Annotated in this window: 16 protein-coding genes; 4 read left to right on the top strand and 12 right to left on the bottom strand. The window is 47.5% G+C overall.

What is annotated here, in order from left to right:
• Nucleotides 1-97: 97 nt before the first annotated feature.
• The gene (locus Q1B11_RS03915) at nucleotides 98-274 is read right to left on the bottom strand and encodes a hypothetical protein (RefSeq protein WP_299727867.1); all 177 of its coding nucleotides are present in this window, start codon (nucleotides 272-274) and stop codon (nucleotides 98-100) included.
• A 245-nt stretch (nucleotides 275-519) separates the two neighbouring features.
• Nucleotides 520-1,821 carry a M18 family aminopeptidase gene (locus Q1B11_RS03910; protein WP_299727864.1) on the bottom strand — a complete coding sequence of 434 codons (1,302 nt, stop codon included), beginning with the start codon at nucleotides 1,819-1,821 and terminating at the stop codon, nucleotides 520-522.
• Nucleotides 1,822-1,901: 80 nt separating this feature from the next.
• Here Q1B11_RS03910 and Q1B11_RS03905 point away from each other — a divergent pair, with 80 nt between their 5' ends.
• On the top strand, nucleotides 1,902-2,189 hold the full coding sequence (locus Q1B11_RS03905) for a hypothetical protein (protein WP_299727861.1): 288 nt from the start codon (nucleotides 1,902-1,904) through the stop codon (nucleotides 2,187-2,189).
• Between the two features lie 19 nt (nucleotides 2,190-2,208).
• Here the strand turns inward: Q1B11_RS03905 and minE are convergent, their stop codons facing one another.
• The 3 genes from minE to minC form a co-directional block, all read right to left on the bottom strand.
• Entirely contained in the window at nucleotides 2,209-2,460 is a 252-nt protein-coding gene (gene minE, locus Q1B11_RS03900; RefSeq protein WP_067520079.1) for a cell division topological specificity factor MinE, read from the bottom strand.
• Nucleotides 2,457-3,272, bottom strand: a complete 816-nt coding sequence (gene minD / locus Q1B11_RS03895; protein ID WP_299727853.1) for a septum site-determining protein MinD — start codon at nucleotides 3,270-3,272, stop codon at nucleotides 2,457-2,459. The genes minE and minD overlap by 4 nt, the downstream gene beginning before the upstream one ends.
• 177 nt (nucleotides 3,273-3,449) lie before the next feature.
• Nucleotides 3,450-4,247, bottom strand: coding sequence for a septum site-determining protein MinC (gene minC / locus Q1B11_RS03890; RefSeq protein WP_299727850.1), 798 nt, complete (start codon nucleotides 4,245-4,247; stop codon nucleotides 3,450-3,452).
• 127 nt (nucleotides 4,248-4,374) lie between these two features.
• Here minC and lpxL point away from each other — a divergent pair, with 127 nt between their 5' ends.
• Nucleotides 4,375-5,337 carry an LpxL/LpxP family Kdo(2)-lipid IV(A) lauroyl/palmitoleoyl acyltransferase gene (lpxL, locus tag Q1B11_RS03885; protein WP_299727847.1) on the top strand — a complete coding sequence of 321 codons (963 nt, stop codon included), beginning with the start codon at nucleotides 4,375-4,377 and terminating at the stop codon, nucleotides 5,335-5,337.
• A 283-nt stretch (nucleotides 5,338-5,620) separates the two neighbouring features.
• Nucleotides 5,621-7,576 carry a BCCT family transporter gene (locus Q1B11_RS03880; RefSeq protein ID WP_299727845.1) on the top strand — a complete coding sequence of 652 codons (1,956 nt, stop codon included), beginning with the start codon at nucleotides 5,621-5,623 and terminating at the stop codon, nucleotides 7,574-7,576.
• A gap of 177 nt (nucleotides 7,577-7,753) precedes the next feature.
• Here Q1B11_RS03880 and Q1B11_RS03875 read toward each other — a convergent pair whose 3' ends face one another.
• The 7 genes from Q1B11_RS03875 to Q1B11_RS03845 form a co-directional block, all read right to left on the bottom strand.
• The gene (locus Q1B11_RS03875) at nucleotides 7,754-8,230 is read right to left on the bottom strand and encodes a hypothetical protein (protein ID WP_299727843.1); all 477 of its coding nucleotides are present in this window, start codon (nucleotides 8,228-8,230) and stop codon (nucleotides 7,754-7,756) included.
• Between the two features lie 158 nt (nucleotides 8,231-8,388).
• Nucleotides 8,389-11,265 (bottom strand): RNA polymerase-associated protein RapA, encoded by a 2,877-nt coding sequence (gene rapA / locus Q1B11_RS03870; RefSeq protein WP_299727840.1) that lies wholly within the window; start codon nucleotides 11,263-11,265, stop codon nucleotides 8,389-8,391.
• A 715-nt stretch (nucleotides 11,266-11,980) separates the two neighbouring features.
• Nucleotides 11,981-14,737, bottom strand: coding sequence for a protein kinase (locus tag Q1B11_RS03865; protein ID WP_299727835.1), 2,757 nt, complete (start codon nucleotides 14,735-14,737; stop codon nucleotides 11,981-11,983).
• 246 nt (nucleotides 14,738-14,983) lie between these two features.
• Entirely contained in the window at nucleotides 14,984-15,277 is a 294-nt protein-coding gene (locus Q1B11_RS03860) for a YebG family protein (RefSeq protein WP_299727833.1), read from the bottom strand.
• Nucleotides 15,278-15,590: 313 nt separating this feature from the next.
• Nucleotides 15,591-16,469, bottom strand: a complete 879-nt coding sequence (gene rluB, locus Q1B11_RS03855) for a 23S rRNA pseudouridine(2605) synthase RluB (protein ID WP_067520063.1) — start codon at nucleotides 16,467-16,469, stop codon at nucleotides 15,591-15,593.
• Nucleotides 16,470-16,740: 271 nt separating this feature from the next.
• Nucleotides 16,741-17,307 carry a hypothetical protein gene (locus Q1B11_RS03850; protein WP_299727827.1) on the bottom strand — a complete coding sequence of 189 codons (567 nt, stop codon included), beginning with the start codon at nucleotides 17,305-17,307 and terminating at the stop codon, nucleotides 16,741-16,743.
• 174 nt (nucleotides 17,308-17,481) lie between these two features.
• Nucleotides 17,482-17,850 carry an STAS/SEC14 domain-containing protein gene (locus tag Q1B11_RS03845; RefSeq protein WP_299727823.1) on the bottom strand — a complete coding sequence of 123 codons (369 nt, stop codon included), beginning with the start codon at nucleotides 17,848-17,850 and terminating at the stop codon, nucleotides 17,482-17,484.
• A 341-nt stretch (nucleotides 17,851-18,191) separates the two neighbouring features.
• Here Q1B11_RS03845 and Q1B11_RS03840 point away from each other — a divergent pair, with 341 nt between their 5' ends.
• A complete protein-coding gene (locus Q1B11_RS03840; RefSeq protein ID WP_299727820.1) occupies nucleotides 18,192-19,022 on the top strand; it encodes an EamA family transporter in 831 nt (276 codons plus the stop codon).
• The last annotated feature ends 204 nt before the right edge of the window (nucleotides 19,023-19,226 follow it).

The following is a 19,226-nucleotide window of genomic DNA, read 5'->3' as shown; positions in this document are numbered from 1 at the left end:
AGGCTTTACAGAAGAGAGTGTATAGAAGGGATTTCCAGGGACGAAGTAATGTCTCCCGGATAAGGCACTTTACGATCTATAAGGTTGAGCAGGGTACTCAGTTGTACCCTTTGATGTACCCGCCAGTTTCATCAAATGAGCGGGTAGCAGGCAGTGTCGTGGATGCTTTCAGCAAAGGTCTTACCGAAGTAATTGTGCTTTGATGAATTGAAAACGGATTTTGACCACGGGTAGCGGGTCGTTGTGTACGTGAATTTTTTTGCTGAACTTTCATGCCGTAAAGTGCCTGTGCTATTTGATTTGCTTTATAAACAGGTTAGCAACATCGGCCGGAAATATGCAGTCTGAAATTGTACGTATGACATGACTTTGCGTAGCTGTTTGAAAGTATGTGTAACACGGGTGTTCACAGGGTGAAGAGGGAGTCTTGAACCCGGCGGCAAAAAACGGTGCAGAGTTATCTTGTCAGAAACCTGTCGGAGATTTCTCGTTAAATCCGACAGGTTTCTGGATAAAGTATCAAATTTTTGAGAAGGCGTGCTGTTTGAGGCCAAAAAACTCAGTCAATGTTTTGCTTAGCTCATAGGCGTCACGAGTGCCTGCCAGTTCGCGGATTGAGTGCATGCCAAAGGTAGGTAGTCCCAAATCGAGAGTACGAACACCCAATACGCCGGCAGTCAATGGTCCAATAGTGCTGCCGCAAGCCATATCAGAACGGGTAACAAAGTGCTGCACCTGGTTACCGGTTTGTTGGCAGAGCAGCCGATAGACGGCAGCGGTTTCATCGTTCGTTGCATAACGCTGGTTAGCGTTGACTTTAATGACCGCGCCTTTGTTCAGAACAGGGGCGTGGTGTTCATCGTGCTTGCTGGCGTAGTTTGGATGAATCCCGTGGGCGTTGTCTGTGGAGATGAGCATGGATTTACTCATTGTCCGGGTCAATGGTTCACCATTGCCATAGATTCGTTCCAGTACGCTTTTCAGGAAAGGACCTTGGGCACCCGTCGTGGAAACGCTGCCCACTTCTTCGTGGTCGTTACAGACCAAAAGGGCAGTGACGTCGGACGGTTGGCTGTTCAACAGAGCCTCAAGGCCAACGTAGCAGCTCAACAGATTGTCCAGGCGGGCGCTGGCAATAAAATCATTTTTCAGGCCGATGACAGCTGCGCTCTGAGTGTCATAGAAAGACAGATCGTATTCTATCACCGATTCACAATCTGTGTGCCCTTGACGAGCCAGCTCCTCTTTTAATAGTTCACGGAAGTCGGCTTTTTCATCGTCGCCTAACTGAAAAAGAATAGGGGGGATGTCGGTCTGTGGATTAACAGCACGACCATTATTGGCTTCTCGATCCAGATGGATCGCAAGGCTTGGAATCACGGCTACCGGTTTTTCAAAATTAATCAGCTGCTGGCAAAGCTCTTGTTTGCTGTTGATGTATTGAACCCGGCCTGCAATGGAAAGATCGCGGTCATACCACGGATTTAACAGCACGCCGCCGTATACTTCGACACCCAGTTGGAAGTAGCTGTGTTTGTTCAGTTCCGGATGTGGTTTTACTTTCAGGCAAGGGGAGTCTGTATGCGCACCCACCATACGAACCCCTTGATCTGTGTTTCCCAGAACAAAAGCGATGATGGATGAATCATTACGGGTAACGACGTACTTTCCGCCAGTCTTCAGAGTCCATGTTTCAGACTCATCAAGTGATTCATAGCCCGCCTTCTGAAGTCGGTGCACCATCGTGGCGACAGCGTGATAAGGCGTTGGTGAATCGTTCAGGAACTGGATAAGATCCTGATTAAAATGTTCTGTGCTCATTAGGCTATCCTGCATGTTGTGTTGTGATCTTACTACAAGCCTCTGTGGCTTGTTAATCAATGTTGTGGGAGGCGCCGTAAATGCCTTGGAAACACTGTGGCAGCATAGTAGTGATAATTTTGTGCTTTACGGTGTCTATAGCGTTAGCAGAACACCCTGATCATTTGATCGCTATTGATGTGCTGTTAAAACCGGATTCCCCGATGGAGGCAAGGGCAAAGCAGTGGAATGCAGTGCTTCATGAACAAAGCCCTGAAGCGTTTCAGGATTTTGAGTTTGGAATTGAAGAAATGGCTGTGTACCAGCTTGGGAATTTTGGGACAGCTGTAAAGCGATTGGATGTGAAGGTGTCGGCTTCTGGTCAATGAGAGTTAACGACAGCTGCCCTCAATTCGGCAGCTGTACATTCACTTCTAAAATGGAACAGTCATCCTGAGAATCCAGCTTAATGTCGATGCATTCCTGCTGTACTTCTACATACTTGCGAATCACTTCCAGAATATCCCGTTCCATGTCTGGAAGAAAGTCACGGCCGTTCCGGCTGCCCCGTTCATGGGCGACAATGATTCTTAGTCGCTCTTTGGCAATGGCAGCGCTGTTGTCTTCTTTACGTGTACGAAATAACTGCATAAGGCTCATCCAATCCCTCCGAACATACGTTGCAGAAATCCTTTTCTATTCGCTTCGAGGAAGCGGTGAGGGAGATTCTCTCCTAAAAAACGTGAAACAACATCACTGTAAGCTTGGCCGGCATCCGTCTCGTTATTGCAGATGACTGGCACGCCCTGATTTGATGCTTTTAGCACAGAGCTTGATTCCGGAATAACACCAATCAAAGGGATGGCCAGAATCTCTTCAACGTCGGTGATGTTCAGCATCTCACCTCTGGTGACCCGCTCTGGATTATAGCGGGTGACCAGCAGGTGTTCTTTGACCGGCTCAAGATTCTCTTTAGCACGGCGGGATTTGCTCTGTAAAATCCCCAGAATGCGATCAGAGTCTCTGACAGAGGATACTTCAGGGTTTGTTGTGATAATCGCTTCGTCAGCAAAATACAGCGCCATTAAGGCACCGTGTTCAATCCCGGCGGGCGAATCACAGACAATAAATTCAAAATCTTTCGCCAGCAGATTCAGAACCTTTTCGACGCCTTCAAAAGTCAGGGCTTCTTTATCCCGTGTTTGGGAGGCAGGAAGGATTGACAGGTTTTCCGTGCGCTTATCTCGGATGAGTGCTTGATGAAGTTCGGCTTCACCATTTATTACATTGACAAAGTCGTATACAACACGACGCTCACAGCCCATAAGAAGGTCAAGGTTTCGAAGACCAACGTCAAAATCAATAACAACGGTTCTGTGGCCTTTCAGGGCTAATCCGGTTGCAATGGAAGCACTGGTTGTGGTTTTACCAACACCACCTTTTCCAGAAGTCACTACAATTATGCGAGCCAATGTGGAATCCTGCGATAGAAAATCGAATATACCCATCGCCTTTCAACTTACCACTTTATTGGGAGCGTTCTCTCACCCCGATCACCTACTTATTGTAGGCTCGCGGAGTTTGCTTACTTGCCGCCGCGTAGCAACTTGAAATACTTTGGGTATAGCTGAACTTTTGTTCAGTATTTCTCAAAGCTTCTTTATGTGCAAGCTTTGGTTGTTAAGAGCAACAATAACGCTACTACCCCACAGGTTATCAGTATCTGAGCTTGCCGATAGCATCTTGTACTGGCCGTTAATCGAAATCAGTTCTGCTTCAAATTGAAGGCAAAAAATACGGGCTTCGGAATTGCCGTTAACACCCGCCAGAGCGCGTCCGCGTAATGGGCCATAGACGTGTATATTGCCGCCGGCCAATAATTCAGCCCCAGAGCTAACAGGACTGGTGATGACTAAATCGCCTTCAGCGTAGATCTGTTGCCCGGAACGTACTGGTTGTTCGATCAGTGTCGTTTTCTTATCGGTGACCTGTTGTACTGTGTCATTTTGGCATTTTGCTGCCTGAGATGTTGTCTGAGACTGTATCATGACGACATTGGAATCTGTCTTTTCATCTTGATGAGATGATTTATCCTGCTGTTTTGGGGATGGAAGCCAGGGGATACCGGCCAGCATGGCAGCCTGTCGATCCTTTTCCTGTCCGCCTCTAACAGCAATCAAATAAAGGCCAAACTGTTGTAAGCTATGACGCAGCTTAAATAAATCAATGGTTGACTGTTCAGTGGTTAGTTCAGCGGTTAGGCTTTCCAGTGCGATAATAACGGGTGTCTGCTGGAAAAAATTGGGCGCTTTACGCGTCATGGTTTCCAGTTGAGTGGTAATATCTGCTGGGTTGGTTGTATGCAATTCAAGTGTGGTCAGTGTATAAATACTGCCTGTCATCTTGAAGGCTGCAGTGGTAGAACCAGTATGCAGTTTAAGGGTCATAATGTACGACTCTGGTTAGCAGCAAACAGCAAATAAGAAGACAGCAGTTCCGGCTGTAAATTTGTTTGCATCAATAGAAGTAGCCTAGAGAACTCATCGATTAGATACAAGTGTTGAATCAAGCAATATGACGCAAAATTCCGATTTAAACTCAAAGAGTGATTCTCCCAAAGACGCCCGTGCAGATGATGTATTTCTATGGGCGTACCTTCATCCCAGGTATTGGCTAACCTGGCTGGGTGTCGGTCTTACCTGGATACCCTCATTGCTTCCTTATTCCTGGATCGTTGCCATTGGTAAAGTACTGGGGCGAGCTTCCTATTATCTGGCCGGTGATCGGGTTCATGTCACTCGAGTCAATTTGGAGAAATGTTTTCCCGAGCTCAATAATCGGGAGCGTAAGCAGTTACTGAAAAAGAATTTCGAGTCAGTTGGTGTGGGGATTATGGAAATCACCATGGCCTGGTGGTGGCCAACATCCCGTCTTGAGAAACTGGTTCACTATAAAGGTTTAGAGCATCTTAACTCTGAGTCAGGCACTATTTTAATGGTGATGCATTTTACCACCATAGAATTGGCAGGGCGTATGGTGACACTGCGTCACAGTGTGGATGCGTCCTATAGAGAGCATAAAAATCCGGTGTTTGAGTACATTCAGCGCAGCATGCGGCACCGTTTTGATCCGGGCAGTCAATTACTTCATCGCCGGGATATGCGCGGGACGATGCGATCTTTACGCAATGGGCGAATCGTCTGGTTTTCACCGGATCAGGATTATGGTGCAAGGCATGGCATTTTCGTGCCTTTCTTTAATATTCCGGCAACGACGATCACCAGTACCTCAAGGTTAGCCAAGGCAGGAAAAGCCAAAGTGGTGCCTTTGGTGGTCACTCGGCTGTCAGATAACCCGGGATACGAATTCCGTGTTTACCCGCCTTTAGAGACCATTCCATCTGGTGATGATTATGAGGATGCGTTAGTCGTTAACCAGTTTATTGAGGCTCGTATACGAGAACATCCGGAACAATATATGTGGCTGCATCGCCGTTTCAAAAGTCGGCCGGAAGGTGAGAAGGATTTTTATAAGTAATCTGTTGGGCTGGCGACGTCAGTCAGCCATGTAGTTTGGACTGATATAGTCACGACGAGCTTCTAATAATATACGACAATATAGGTTTAACTAGGGTGGGGTGTAAGGGTTTCTACTTATAATAATATGGATTTTTCCAATGTATTATGTATTCACGGAGTGACTCTGAGAGCACATTACCAACCTTTATCGGGATGTTTTAAGTAGTTTACCATCCACAAATATACACATCATAACTATGTTTTGCAGCCGCGATGGTTGCCCGCAGTTGAAGACCTAAACAATGGAAGAGCATTTTAAGCTTATCGATAAGCCTACCTTTTTTGGTGCGCTGATTTTATTAACCTCAGTGGTTATACCGCTGGCAGTGTTTCCAGAAGAGGGGGCTCACTGGATTGCCATTGCTAAAACCTTTATGACCGACAGCCTTGGGGTACTTTATCTTGCCCTGGGGTTGGCCGCTGTTCTTTTTATGACTTATGTCGTGTTTTCAGATATTGGTCAGATCAAACTGGGCGATGCTGATGAGAAGCCGGAATATTCCACCGCTTCCTGGGCTGCCATGCTGTTCTGTGGTGGTATTGGAGCCAGCATTCTTTATTGGGGCAGCATTGAGTGGGCTTACTATTATCAGGCGCCACCATTCCAGTTAGAACCGGGCAGTGAAGAAGCGGTTCGCTGGGCGGCGACTTACGGAATTTTCCACTGGGGGCCGGTCGCCTGGTGTATTTATATGATTCCAGCGTTGCCTATTGCCTATTTCTTCCATGTGCGCAAAAACCCAGCGTTAAAAGTGTCTGCGGCTTTGATGCCAGTATTGGGTGAAGCGCGCAGTAATGGTCCCATTGGCAAAATCATTGATGTTCTGTTTATCTTTGGCCTGCTCGGTGGTGCAGCGACCACACTGGGTCTCGCAGCACCGCTGATTAACGAAGGCTTAACGTATCTCACCGGAATTCCTTCTACCAATACCACCCAGATTGGTGTGCTGGCGGTTTGTACGGCATTGTTCGCTTATTCTTCTTACAAGGGAATGGATGGCGGTATTAAAGTGCTCAGTAATATCAATTTCTGGGGTGCTATCGGACTACTGGCGTTTATCTTTGTCTGTGGTCCAACGTTGTTCATGGTGGAAACCGGGTTGGACTCCATTGGCCGAATGATGAGTAACTTCTTCATTATGGCGACCTGGGCCGAACCTTTTGGTGGTTACGGTTCTTTTGAAAATACTCATTTCCCTCAGGATTGGACGATCTTCTACTGGGCTTGGTGGCTGGTATTCGCACCTAGCATGGGCTTGTTTGTGGCTCGTATTTCCAAAGGGCGAACCATTAAACAAATGGTCTCTGGTGCGGTCTTCTGTGGCTCTTTCGGTTGTGCCATGTACTTTATGGTACTGGGTAACTACGGGCTTTCTCTTCAGTTGTCTGGTCAGCTGGATGTTGTGGCTATTCTGAACGCTGAAGGCGCAACCAAGGCGATCTTCAGTATTCTTGAACAGTTGCCGTTTAGTACTGTCGTGATCGCGTTGTTTACTTTGCTGTGTATCATTTTTACCGCGACCACTTTTGACTCCATCTCATTTATTCTGGCGTCTGTGGTGCAAAATAATGTGACTGAAGATCCAATGCGCTGGAATCGTTTGTTCTGGGCATTTGTGTTGTCGGTTATGCCATCAGTGCTGATGTTCATGGGCGGCCTGGCGACCTTGCAGACAGCGGCGATTGTGGGCGGTTTACCATTGTTGGTGATTGCGGTCATGCTGATGATTTCAGCGGTGAAAGCAACCATGTTGGATATCTCCCGTCAGGAAGGTTACACAGAACCCACGATTAACATTAACATTGACGATCTGCCAGAAGTGGATCCATGGAGCCTTGAGGGTTCTGCCCTGGCGCGCTTTGAGCAGCTTAGGGATCAAGCAACAGAAGCTGTCTGTGCGGAACGTCAGGCTCATGATGAATTGGCTGCGCTGAAAAAACAGATTCGCATGGAAGCCATGGCTCGTGGTGCGACCGGTTCCGAGCTGGGTGAAGCGCCACCGCATATGATGGAAGAGTTTGAGCGTCTCAACCAGAATATTGTGGATGCGAAGGAGAAGAAAGACGCCGCCTCTGTTCTGGCTCAACAGGCTCGTATTGAATTTAACGAGTTAATGCGCCAGAGAGAGGAAGATCAGCGTGAGCTTGACCGTCTGCAGGCAAAAGAAGAAATTTTGATGCGGATGGAAAGAGCGTAAACGAGGAGCCCTGGCTTGGTTAACTGAGCCAGGGTTTTTTTGCATTCCGCGTTTATAGCTCTGGTTTCCATGCACCGAGGTTGTCGCAAAACTCTCAGCCAACTCGTTGCATACCCCAAACATCAAGGTTTCCGGCTCCCACGCAAAGAATGAGAACCAGGACTGTTTCGACAGCCTCTAGAAACCGCGTTTGTTGTGACTATCAATCTTTCCTGGAAGGTCTAGAGCGTCAAGCGTGAAAGCACCACCCCATCCCCCTGTTCTCTCGCCATTACTGAAAAATAAAACCCTGTCCTGAAATGAGTCCCAAAACTGTGTGCCCGTTGGGCGGGTAATCAAACACTCAGCTGCATAATCGCATTTTCTTTCAGGAATATGGCTTCTCAGGGCAACCAGAATGTGCACCTGATCTCCATAACGAGCACTGAGCTGGTTAAATAGCTGGATTCTTTCTGGCGTCTTGAAATAACCATATTGATAGGTGTCGTTAATGGTAATCAGGACAACCAGTCGGTCACTGTTATTGACAAGGCTGTCGATGGTCTCATCATTGACCAAAGTGATATTTTCGGAAAGGCCGAAAGGGTGGTCATCGGCCTGAGATGAAAGAGGGATAAAAACTGAGAGAATAATTAAGAGTACAATCCTTTGCATGACATCACCCGCAATTGCTTAATACAGTGATGGCAGTATCCCATTGATTGACAAGTGTTATTCTAACTAGATGGTTAGTATTGCTGACATTCGTAAAGTGCTTGCATTGCTGTTCTTCTTTAGAAAAAAGCAATGCAAGGATCTGTTGACGTTGAGCTTTATCCTGCAATCATGATGCGAAGAGCATCAAGGCGTAGAACGGCTTTTTGCAGTGCCTGATGGCCAAGTGCTGCACGATTTTTCAGATATTCTATCTCTTCACTTCGCACGTTCGGGTTGACCACTTTCAGCGCTGCCAGTCGCTTAATCTCTTCTGTGACATCAGTAAGTAGATGTTGGCAAGCTGTGCTGACAATGGGCTGAACCTGTTCTTTGGCACAAGCCTCGGCCTTTTCAATCATGGTCAGGAATGGTGCCCGCTGGGCGTTAACCAGCTTTTTGGCAACGCCACGCTTGAGGGGCTGAAGCTGAGCATTCAACGTATCGAATGCCACTTTTTCCGACAGGTTGTTGTGCGCAGGGTCAATCAGGCAGCGAATGGGGGTCGCTGGCAGATAACGATCCAGCTGCAGGGTTCTGTCTGCGCTGGTTTCCACTACGTAAATGGCTTCCAGAAGCATGGTGCCGGGTTTGAGCGCTTTGTTTTTCAACAGGGCGACGGAAGTGTTACCCAATTCACTGGTGAGCACCATGTCCATCCCTTCGGTGACAATCGGGTGTTCCCAGGTGAGGAAGTGCATATCTTCTCGGGACAGCGCCATCTCGCGGTCAAAGGTCACCGTCATGCCATCTTCATAGATGCCAGGGTAGGTGGTAATCATATGGCTGCCCGGGCGAATCACCAGGCAGTGTTTGGAGTAGTCTTCAGATTCAACGCCGAAACCTTCAAAAAGCTTCTCCATAAAGCGTTTCAGCTGACGTGGTTGTTCCTGTTCTTCGATATCATTGATCATATCTTCACTGGACGCCAAACCTCGGGAATTCAACTCCAGAAGACGGTCCCGGCCTTTATGCAGGTGCTCCATCTGCTGGGCATTCATCTCGGCAGCTTTGGTTAACAGTGCTGCAATGTCTGCTTCGGAACTTTTGCTACCGGGCTGTAAATAAGGCGTGAGTTCTTCGCCTAAATGCATTTGCACCATGCTGCCGGCGGGGCAGGTGTCCGCAAAGGCGTTCAAACCACGGTCGTACCAATGGAACAACACTTCCTGACCGGTACCCTGAAGGTAAGGGACATGGATTTTGATCGCTTCCGTTTGACCGATACGGTCCAGACGACCGATACGCTGTTCCAACAGGTCTGGATGTTCTGGTAAATCAAACAGTGCCAGATGGTGGGCAAACTGGAAGTTACGACCTTCACTGCCGATTTCGGAGCACACCAGAACCTGTGCACCATGCTCTTCTTCCGCGAAGAAGGCGGCGGCCCGATCGCGCTCAATGATGCTCATATTCTCATGGAATACAGCCGCAGGAATGCCTGACAATATGCGCAGGGCATTTTCCAGATCCAGTGCAGTATTGGCGTTGGCGCAGATAACCAGCACTTTTTCTTTTTTCAGCAGTTTGAGCAGGTTGATCAACCAGTCAACACGAGGATCGACTTTCCACCATGGGTCCATATCGTCTACGCGAATCTGTGCCTGATAGGCCAGTTCCGGATAGAGGTTGTGACGGTAAAATGTTTCTTCTTCCAGAGCGATTTCATAAAGCTCTGGCAGCGGTTGTGGATAACCCTGCACCGCACGACCTGAAAAGCCACCAACGGCAGCACGGGTGTTACGGAACATGACACGGCCGGTGCCGTGGCGATCTAACAGACGACGAAGTAATTGTGTGCGAGCGGTATTGCGGGCATCTTCTTCACCGGTTTCCAGCACGTTAATTAGCGCCTTGCTGTCATCGCCCAGAAAGTTGATCAGATGATCTCTCGCCTGTGCCGGCAGGGTTTGATTATTGTTATCCAATAATTCCTGAACGGCTTCTGCCACTGGCTCATAACGACTTTCTTCCGCTTCAAAAGCGGCAAGGTCATGGAAGCGATCCGGGTCCAGCAGGCGAAGGTGAGCAAAGTGGCTCTTGGTGCCCATTTGCTCAGGGGTTGCTGTCAGCAATAATAAACCAGGAATCTGTTGAGCCAGGGTGTCTACGCACTGGTACTCTGGATTGGTTTCTTCTTCGGACCAGATCAGGTGATGGGCTTCATCGACAATCAGCAGATCAAATTCGGCTTTCAGCGCTTGTTGACGACGCTCGTCGTCATTACTCAGAAAGCCAATGCTGGTGATAATTAACTGCTCAGTATTGAATGGGTTTTCATCATCCGCCTGACGGCAGCGCTCTTCATCAAAAACACTGAAGCGCAGGTTAAAACGACGAAGCATTTCGACCAGCCACTGGTGCACCAGACTTTCTGGTAACAGAATCAGCACGCGATTGGCACGGCCAGTGGTTAACAGTTGATGAAGAATCAAACCGGCTTCAATGGTTTTACCCATGCCCACTTCATCTGCCAGCATGACCCGCGGCGCATGGCGCTGAGAGACTTCACGGGCGATATGCAGCTGGTGAGGAATCAAACTGGTTCTTGGGCCTACCAGACCGCGCAGTGGCGATTTGCGCAAACTGTGGTTGTAGTTCAGGGTTTTGTAGCGCAGGGTAAAATTGCTGTTCTGATCAATCTGACCCGCCAGCATGCGATCCTGAGGTTTGTTGAAGCGGATATGGTTGCCCAGCTCTGCTTCTGGCAGCTGGCAGGGGGTACCATCTTCCAGAGTGCCGCAGTAAGTGAGCAGACCATGTTTTTCTATCACTTCAGCGACCAGAATGGTCCAGCCCTCGTGGCTTTCAACACGATCTCCGGGGTTGAACTCGACGCGGGTCAGCGGGCAATTGTTAATGGAGTACAGCCGGGTTTCCCCGGTGGCGGGGAACAGCAGGGTGACCATGCGACTGTCGAAGGTGAGCACCGTGCCCAGCCCTTGTTCGGTCTCAGTATCACTAATCCAGCGTTGTCCAGAAACGAAACTCGTCATATTTGACTACTAACCTTGCCTGACAGCCCTGCAATCCCGGAGAGGTCACAGGGCGGTGTTAAACGATGTTCAAAGGAATTTTGATAATGGGTCAATCATACGCTTCATTGCACGGTTTTTCCTGAGCTTTCTCTCAGTTTACGAGACTTTCGCAAAAGGGCTGCGCTTGCCAATACAGCGTTAAAAAATGGCTCAAAATGCTCATTTACTCAATGTAAACTGCGCTTTTTCGCCATTTTTTGCCTTGTCTTGACTGCGCTCGCTACCTTTTGCAACAGCCTCGTTACGTGCTGGTGATGATGACGCTTGTACCAAAAAAAGCGCGCTATATTAGCGGAATCCTCTTAAATTGCACTACTCGGATGACCGAAGTTGACAGATGTGATTATAGACAGGAGTTGGAAAATGATGGTAATTGGCTATGGGGTGAACATTGTTCAGGCGCAATAGTAAGTACCCAACCATATGAAATCATATTTTCTGACTTATTGGTCAGCCACTTTGCGGCGTTACATCTACGATCACATAGCTACTACCCACAGGGCATAAAGGCTATGCTCACTCCGATGTGCCTTGCACAGTAACTAACCACTAAGTCAGAAATATTCGATTTCATATGATCGGATACTTATGCCCCTGCCGAATTAGAATGGATTGATGCAAGCCCTTATGTATCAATCCATTCAAACGTTACCCGGCTATTTGAGCTCACTGGTCAGAGGCTTAAATCTATGATTATCCTCTCCTTAGCCTTTTTTAGCAGGCACATTAAATCGGCAGCCTGTTGTTTTTGCCTTTGAACTTCCAGCTTTTCAAGCTGGGCACTCAACCCATCCAGATTACTGGGTTGGAACTTATCCGGATGATAGCGCAGCGCCTGTTCTCTATAGGCTTTCTTGGCAGCGTCAATTGAGGCTGTTTTATAGTTGAGCCCAAGTGCCGTCATGGCATGATCGAAGGTTTTAATCTCTTTACCATCCAGAGCTTTAAAGATGGCATTCAATGTGTTGTTTCTGGTGCTTGTATGACTGGAAACAGGGCTCGTATTTTCGCTCTTTTTTTCTGAAAGAGGAGTGCTTGTTGCACTGCCATACCCTGAATCTTCGCGTTTGAATGCAGAGCGAGCCTCACGCTGAAGGGTCTCCTGAGCCATTATGAGTTGCAGCCGTTGATTGACTGCCTGCATTGAGGGTCTTGATTCTGGCTTGGCGTTTACCATGTCACACACCAGTGAGGCTATTTCTGGATGTCTAATGTTTAAGCGGGTTAAACGGTCATTGATCATATGTTGGGCTTGACGTAAAGATCTGGCTGTCCAAAGTTCATCACGGCCATGTGTAAAAAATCCACCACTACTAAACGTCTCACCAATGAAAACCCCCAGTGAATAAACGTCAACCTTTTCCATATCTGTGATACTGGGGCGTGAATATGGTTTTGTTACTAACTCTGGCGGCAAATATAGCGGTGCCCTTTCATAGGTTTTGAAATTATGTTGCATTTTGCCTTCAACCGCAGCACCAAAATCGAATATTTCTACGCCAAGGCTTTCTGGGTGAATGGCTAAATTATTGGACTTTAAATCCCCATGGCAAATACCATTGCTGTGCATGGTGGACATGGCACTGGCAGTGTTCTGGGTCAGGGTTAATTTATCCTGCGTCGTCATCAATGATCGTTGTTGCTTTAAAAAATTAAAACCATCGATCCCTTTGGCCTGCTCCATAAATACAATGTATTGATGCTCTTTTGTTTTACCATTTGATGTCTTGTAGGTGTCCGCAACGCCGTAAACTTCAGGCGCACAGCCTGATTGGTTCTGAAGTCTTGCTTCCCTCATGACGTCTTCATATCGAATGTTTTCTTCACGCTCACCGGCACGATTTAAGAAAGTTTGGGGAGTTATCTTTTTGGCAACGCACCAGCGAGCATTTTGTTCTTCGCTCAGCTGTATTCTTGCGTGCTTTACCAAGCCAAATGCACCTTGGCCATAAAAGCGGGCCTTTTTTGTAGATACAGAATGATTAACGTTCAGAGCGCTGAGTGCATCTGTTGATAATCCATTCTTTCTTTTGCCTACTACTAACCGATCAATATCTGGTTGTGACCAACCATTTGCTTTTAATACTTCATCAGGCAGCAAGTTCAGTAATTCAGCATTCAAAAGCTTACCATCGGTGGTTTCAACTTGAACCGATGTAAAGGGTTTGCCGCTTATTCGTTTGTCTTCGCGGTTATTTACCCATGATTTCTTAACGGCAGGCAGGCTTTTCTTTTCTAACTTGATACGGACGTTTTCTGGTTTGCGCGTCTCCTGTTTGCGAGTCTCCTGTTTGAAAGTCTCTTGGGTTGTTGCTGTTTTTTTCAAGACATCTGTGGGAGCGGCCTGTTTGCGTTGGGTTGATGGCGTGTTTGTATTCGTGGTTACTTTTACTTCAACCGCTGGCGATGGCTTTTTCGGTACATTCTTGACTGGCTTGTTGTCATTGCTGGATTTTGTTGGTGACACAATATGCTTTACGAGAACGCTTGAAAGAGAAAATGTGTAATCGGATGGTGCTCCAGAGAAATCAAATTTTCGAGTCAATTCAGGATCACTAAGGCAAGATGATATCCAGGCATTATCAGTACGTAATTGATTCAGCTTTGTTTTAAATGCCTTCATACTGAGCTTGGAATCACCGAGCATAGAACGGATAGTTTCCGTTAATGTGTCTTGAATAGAGGTGCCTTGATTCTGTGGATACTTTACTTCAAGGATGTTGGACAGTGCGGTTAACTCGGCCTTGTGGGTTGGTTCTGCTTTTTGAATAGGTGCTTTCGCCGCTACAGGCTGAGCCGCATGAATAGCATCTTTTGTCGTTTTCTTTATCACTTTTGCCAGTGGCGGAGCTTTCTTTTTAACAGGTATCTTCGAGATGTTGATCGTTTTTTCAGGCTGACGTGGAATGTCGTCTTTCTTTTCAATCTGTCTTTGAGTAACGGGCTTTGCATCGGCAGGGAGTGACGTGACCAGCGCTTGTGCAAATCGGTCGGCCATAGGCTTCGTGTAGAATTTCAAGCCATTAGCTTCCAGATGATACTTCAAGGAGGGTGAGCTTAAAAACGCATCTCTCCACTGTTTGTTCATTTCAGAGTTTTTTAGACAATGTTTAAGCTGTCCAACGGTTAATCCTTGAGTTGAACGTAAAAGCTTGGAAATCTGTTGTTCAAGATCACCAAGATTATTCACGACTGGACTTTGGCTGTCAGCGGAGAGTGCCAGCCAAAGCATTTGAATGGCATTACTGGGGAGAATTTTTGCCGTAGTTATCTGGGCTGATTGTTGTGGCTTGATGAGCACCTGCGGGCTTACCGGCTTGTACTGATTTTTTTTCTCAGAGGAAAGTGGCGCATTGTCTTTCGGTTGCTCAAAGCGTTTTCTAAGCTCGCTGACCCCTAATCGATTTGATGGATTTACTTCAACGCCCATACATCCCTCCCTGGATAATCCGAATTAAAAAATGTTATTAATATGTTGATTTAATTGAATGTTTTTTATTAGTGTGATTCATGGTGCTTACTTTAACATTTTCGAATTGGAAAATAAGTTATCTATTAGTGGTAGGGGGGGAGCCTGAAGGTCGGAATTTAGGGAAGGGTTAGAGAGTGGTTAAGGAAAAAACAGGCACTGGAGATTCAGTACCTGACATGATTTCATGTGGCTAACTACGTAGTATCAAGCGACGGCTTCGCGGATATCCACGGTGTTGTCAGCTTCAACTGCTTCATTTCTTTGAATTTCTTCCAATGCATCTGGCTTGCCTTTAAAGGCGCGAGCCATCACATCTTTATTGCGGGACATCAGTAAGCCGATTTCTTCCGCCAGCTTCTCATCAATCTCAAAATGCGACTCCAGCAGGCCAGTGATGCCATCGGCCAGCTCCAGCATGCGATCGTGTTCTTCGGCGGCTTTCTTATCTGTAAACATGCTTCCGTCCCGGTCAACGCGCCACATGGGGGTAATGGACATGGGCTTCCTCCTGTTTTGGGTTATTAGTACTGTATATAGATACAGTAGGGATGTCCAGTTGGAATATTAGCAGGAGGGAGAAAGTGTAGAGGGTTTCGCATCTATACCAATTCTGCTTTTAAATTATGGGCTGTGCAGTCATTTTGTGCGACTGGATCTGCGTTGAAGTTCCTCGCCATAGCTAAGGCTATGACTCGTCTCTTCGCCTTGCCCAGTCGCACAAAATAACTTGCTCACTCCATAATTTAAAAGCGACATTGGTATTATAACCACAGAGCCGTTGGCCCTGTGGATAACAAATGATCAGAAGTGATCAGCGAGAACGCTGTTTTGCGTGAGGGCTAGGGCGTCGACCACCTTTCACCTTCTTCGCTTTGACTTCGTTCTTTTTCAAACGTTCTGTCGGCTTTTTGTGGTAAGACGGTGCAGATGGCAGTTCAACCAATGTGGCCAGTGCATCGATATCTGACTTTTGCAGTTCCTGGAATTGCCCCTGACGTAGCCCGTCTGGAATGATCAGGCTGCCAAAACGCACACGTTTTAGTCGGCTGACGGTCAGTTCCTGGGATTCCCACAGGCGACGAACTTCACGGTTACGGCCTTCAAGAATACAAACGTGGAACCAACGATTGATGCCGGTGCCGCCGGATTCAACGATGTCGGTGAATCGTGCTTTGCCGTCTTCCAGTTCGACGCCATCGAACAGGTTCTTTACTTTCTGCTGAGTAACGGTGCCCATCACTCGCACCGCGTATTCACGCTCAATGGTGTAAGACGGGTGCATCAGTCGGCTGGCCAGTTCGCCATCGTTGGTAAACAACAGCAGACCGGAAGTGTTGAGATCAAGGCGGCCAATGGAGATCCAGCGTTCGCCTTTGAGATTCGGCAGTTTGTCGAATACGGTCGGGCGGCCTTCTTTGTCAGAACGGGTGCAGATTTCACCTTCTGGCTTGTTGTACGCAATGATACGTCGCACGCCGGAGGCATAGGCATCCAGTTTAATCAGGCGGCCGTCAACGGCGATGGTGTCGGACACGGTAGCCCGGTCACCTAATGTGGCCTTAACACCATTGACGCTAATGCGTCCTTCGGTGATCCAGCGCTCCATCTCACGGCGCGAGCCAAGGCCGGCGCCCGCCAGGATTTTCTGCAGCTTTTCGCCCTGCGGAGGGAGTGTAGTTTCTGTGGTCATGAAGTATTGGCGGGATCGCCGCCTGGAATTTAACAAGAGGACGGGCAGTATAACGGGAGTGCAGTTGAGTGACAATGAGGGGCTTTCCCATTGGGTGCTCAAACCATGTAGGAAGGTTGTTTATGGAGGTAGGGAGGTGCTATAGCCAGCGATATCAAATCATCTTAAGGGGGAGGTATTCAGATTCATCCCATCGTCATCCCCGCGAAGGCGGGGATCCACTGTTCGTGGTGGATTCCCACCTGCGTGGGAATGACGGGTGGCGGGTAAATTATTTATTGCTTCTCCCCTTATGGCTTAGCTGCTGAATAAAGGCGTGGTAGCCCTTATGATTGAACTGCATCGACTGTTTATTCATAAATCCGTGTAGGTAAGGCACTTGCTCAACGGTCACCTTTTCTTTCTGTGAGAGGCTATCCATAAGGAGAGCCACATCAAAGTGTTTTTCATGCTCAGGAAAAATAAGATGCGTTGGGATGGTTGGGTTGATTTGTTCCCAGTGTCTGATCTGAGAACCGTAGAAGCAGATTGCTGTTGATCCTGATGGAATGGCGGGATGATCGGAGGTTATCCAGATGGCCGATGCACCGGCACTGAAACCGATTAAGGTGAGTGGCTTTGTATACCTGGACACTGTTTTTGCCACTAGCGCTGCATAACGATCCATGCCGACAGATTGGGTGAATGCTTCATATGCCTCAGATTCTGAAGAGAAACCGGGTTTTACGGAATCATAGGGATCCAAAATATTCACGTGGCCAGACAGGCTTTGTGCGAGCGCTTCAAGTGCGTCAGTTCTGCCAAAGATGTCAGAAACAATCAGTGTGTTCATGGTCATAAGTACCCAACCATATGAAATCATACTTTCTGACTCAGTGGACAGCTACTCTACTGCGTTGCAGCTTCGATCACATAGCTACGGCTATGCTCACTCCGCTGCGCCTTGCATAGTAACTAACCACTAAGCCAGAAATATTCGATTTCATATGGTTAGGTACTTAATGGCTAACGGTTAAGACGCAGCTAGCCAGGCTTCTGCCGCTGAAAAATTGTCCAGATCAAAGCCTTTGATTTCCAGTCCGGGCATTAATTTACCTTCCAATTCCGCAACAGTTTGCAGCCATTTTTTGTCAGTGACGACGGCCGCGCGATCAAATTTTTGAATGCATTTGAAGAGTTCGGGTAAGTGACGAAGCTTGATAGCAACAGCGCTCAGGGAGGGAAGGGAAAAGTGCTCTATTTTGTAAAGTAACTGGCCAGAAGTGAGGTCTGAGGCGAGTCGTAGAAATTGATTGACTGCTGACTCCATCTCCCCAGGGTAAATTTTTCCATCAATTTCAATATATAGGTAATTGGCGTTTGAAAGGCTGATATGAATCATGTGTTTCAACTCTGATTTGATTGTGTTCAATGATCGTTGTTTCAGTTTTTACTACGACCTAGAAAACGTTTGATCATATCCAGATTGTTACTAAGTACCCGATCATATGAAATCGAATATTTCTGGCTTAGTGGTTAGTTACTATGCAAGGCACATTGGAGTGAGCATAGCCGTAGCTATGTGATCGCAGATGTAACGCCGCAGAGTGGCTGACCACTGAACCAGAAAATATGATTTCATATGGTTGGGTACTTAAAGTAAGGTCACACAAATAGTGTTGTGAAGCAATTATGCAGCCTCCATTTTACAAGCTGATTTCGATTTTTTGCCTTGTTCTGTCGATGATATCGATTCAATTGGGGCTGAGCCTGTCTAAAAATGTGTTCGATGTGCTTGGGGTGCAAGGCATTGCGACCGCAAGAATATTGGGCGCCGCGCTGATCATGTCGTGGCTGCTGCGGATCTGGAGAGTTCGGCTTGACTGGGCCAGTGGGCGTTACCTTTTTTGTTATGGTGCTTCACTGGCAGGCATGATTATTCTTTTTTATTACGCAATGGCTCGTATCCCACAGGGCATTGCTGTTGCGATTGAGTTTCTTGGGCCGTTAACGGTGACAGTTCTGTATTCCCGGCAAATAAAAGATCTGATGTGGGTCGGGATAGCGATGACAGGGTTATTGCTGGTTACACCATTAACGTCACCTGTCGACGATCTTGATGCCGTAGGGTTGCTGTGGGCATTCGGAGCGGCGATTTGTTGGGGTGTGTATATCGTCTCTGGCAAATCGGCAGGTAAGCATTATGGCATGCAAACGCCTGCATTGGGTATGGTGATTGCAGCTTTGATCTCCATACCCTTTGGGGCTGAAGAGTTTTTCAGTGCCAACCTGACGCCGGGTGTCGTTGGTATCGCGTTACTGATTGCCATTATTTCTGGCGTGATTCCATTCACCCTGGAAATGGTGGCTCTTCGTCAGTTACCTGTGAAAACATTTGCCACACTGCTCAGTTTCGAGCCAGTGGTGGGCATGATGAGTGGCTGGATGATTTTGCATGAAACGCTGGCAATGGAGCAGATTCTGGCGGTGCTTCTGATTGTTATTGCCTGTGCAGGTGCTGCTTGTACTGAGCAGGAAGAACAACAGACCCCAGTTAAACAGGAGCCTGCTTAGCCCGGATATTTCATAAACTGCCCCGAATCTCGCACAGGCATTTGCCGTACTAAGGGATTTTGCGATGGAGCGCCGTACCCACAGGGCATAAATACCGGGGAGTGCGGTCGACTGAGTAAAGCTCCCTTAGTGCGGCAGAGGATAAGTGTGAATGGGAGCATGTTTATGAAATATCCGGGTTAGAAACTGTTCACAATCGTCGCC

It is taken from the genome of uncultured Endozoicomonas sp. (assembly GCF_947495845.1).
In the GTDB taxonomy this organism is placed as follows: Bacteria; Pseudomonadota; Gammaproteobacteria; order Pseudomonadales; family Endozoicomonadaceae; genus Endozoicomonas.
This window is presented reverse-complemented; position numbering and strand designations above follow the sequence as displayed.

Excerpts from the sequence above, each read along its gene's own strand:
- Q1B11_RS03915 (WP_299727867.1), bottom strand. The coding sequence starts at position 274 with ATGAAAGTTCAGCAAAAAAATTCACGTACACAACGACCCGCTACCCGT.
- Q1B11_RS03910 (WP_299727864.1), bottom strand. The coding sequence starts at position 1,821 with ATGAGCACAGAACATTTTAATCAGGATCTTATCCAGTTCCTGAACGAT.
- Q1B11_RS03905 (WP_299727861.1), top strand. The coding sequence starts at position 1,902 with ATGCCTTGGAAACACTGTGGCAGCATAGTAGTGATAATTTTGTGCTTT.
- minE (WP_067520079.1), bottom strand. The coding sequence starts at position 2,460 with ATGAGCCTTATGCAGTTATTTCGTACACGTAAAGAAGACAACAGCGCT.
- minC (WP_299727850.1), bottom strand. The coding sequence starts at position 4,247 with ATGACCCTTAAACTGCATACTGGTTCTACCACTGCAGCCTTCAAGATG.
- lpxL (WP_299727847.1), top strand. The coding sequence starts at position 4,375 with ATGACGCAAAATTCCGATTTAAACTCAAAGAGTGATTCTCCCAAAGAC.
- Q1B11_RS03880 (WP_299727845.1), top strand. The coding sequence starts at position 5,621 with ATGGAAGAGCATTTTAAGCTTATCGATAAGCCTACCTTTTTTGGTGCG.
- Q1B11_RS03875 (WP_299727843.1), bottom strand. The coding sequence starts at position 8,230 with ATGCAAAGGATTGTACTCTTAATTATTCTCTCAGTTTTTATCCCTCTT.
- rapA (WP_299727840.1), bottom strand. The coding sequence starts at position 11,265 with ATGACGAGTTTCGTTTCTGGACAACGCTGGATTAGTGATACTGAGACC.
- Q1B11_RS03865 (WP_299727835.1), bottom strand. The coding sequence starts at position 14,737 with ATGGGCGTTGAAGTAAATCCATCAAATCGATTAGGGGTCAGCGAGCTT.
- Q1B11_RS03860 (WP_299727833.1), bottom strand. The coding sequence starts at position 15,277 with ATGTCCATTACCCCCATGTGGCGCGTTGACCGGGACGGAAGCATGTTT.
- rluB (WP_067520063.1), bottom strand. The coding sequence starts at position 16,469 with ATGACCACAGAAACTACACTCCCTCCGCAGGGCGAAAAGCTGCAGAAA.
- Q1B11_RS03850 (WP_299727827.1), bottom strand. The coding sequence starts at position 17,307 with ATGACCATGAACACACTGATTGTTTCTGACATCTTTGGCAGAACTGAC.
- Q1B11_RS03845 (WP_299727823.1), bottom strand. The coding sequence starts at position 17,850 with ATGATTCATATCAGCCTTTCAAACGCCAATTACCTATATATTGAAATT.
- Q1B11_RS03840 (WP_299727820.1), top strand. The coding sequence starts at position 18,192 with ATGATATCGATTCAATTGGGGCTGAGCCTGTCTAAAAATGTGTTCGAT.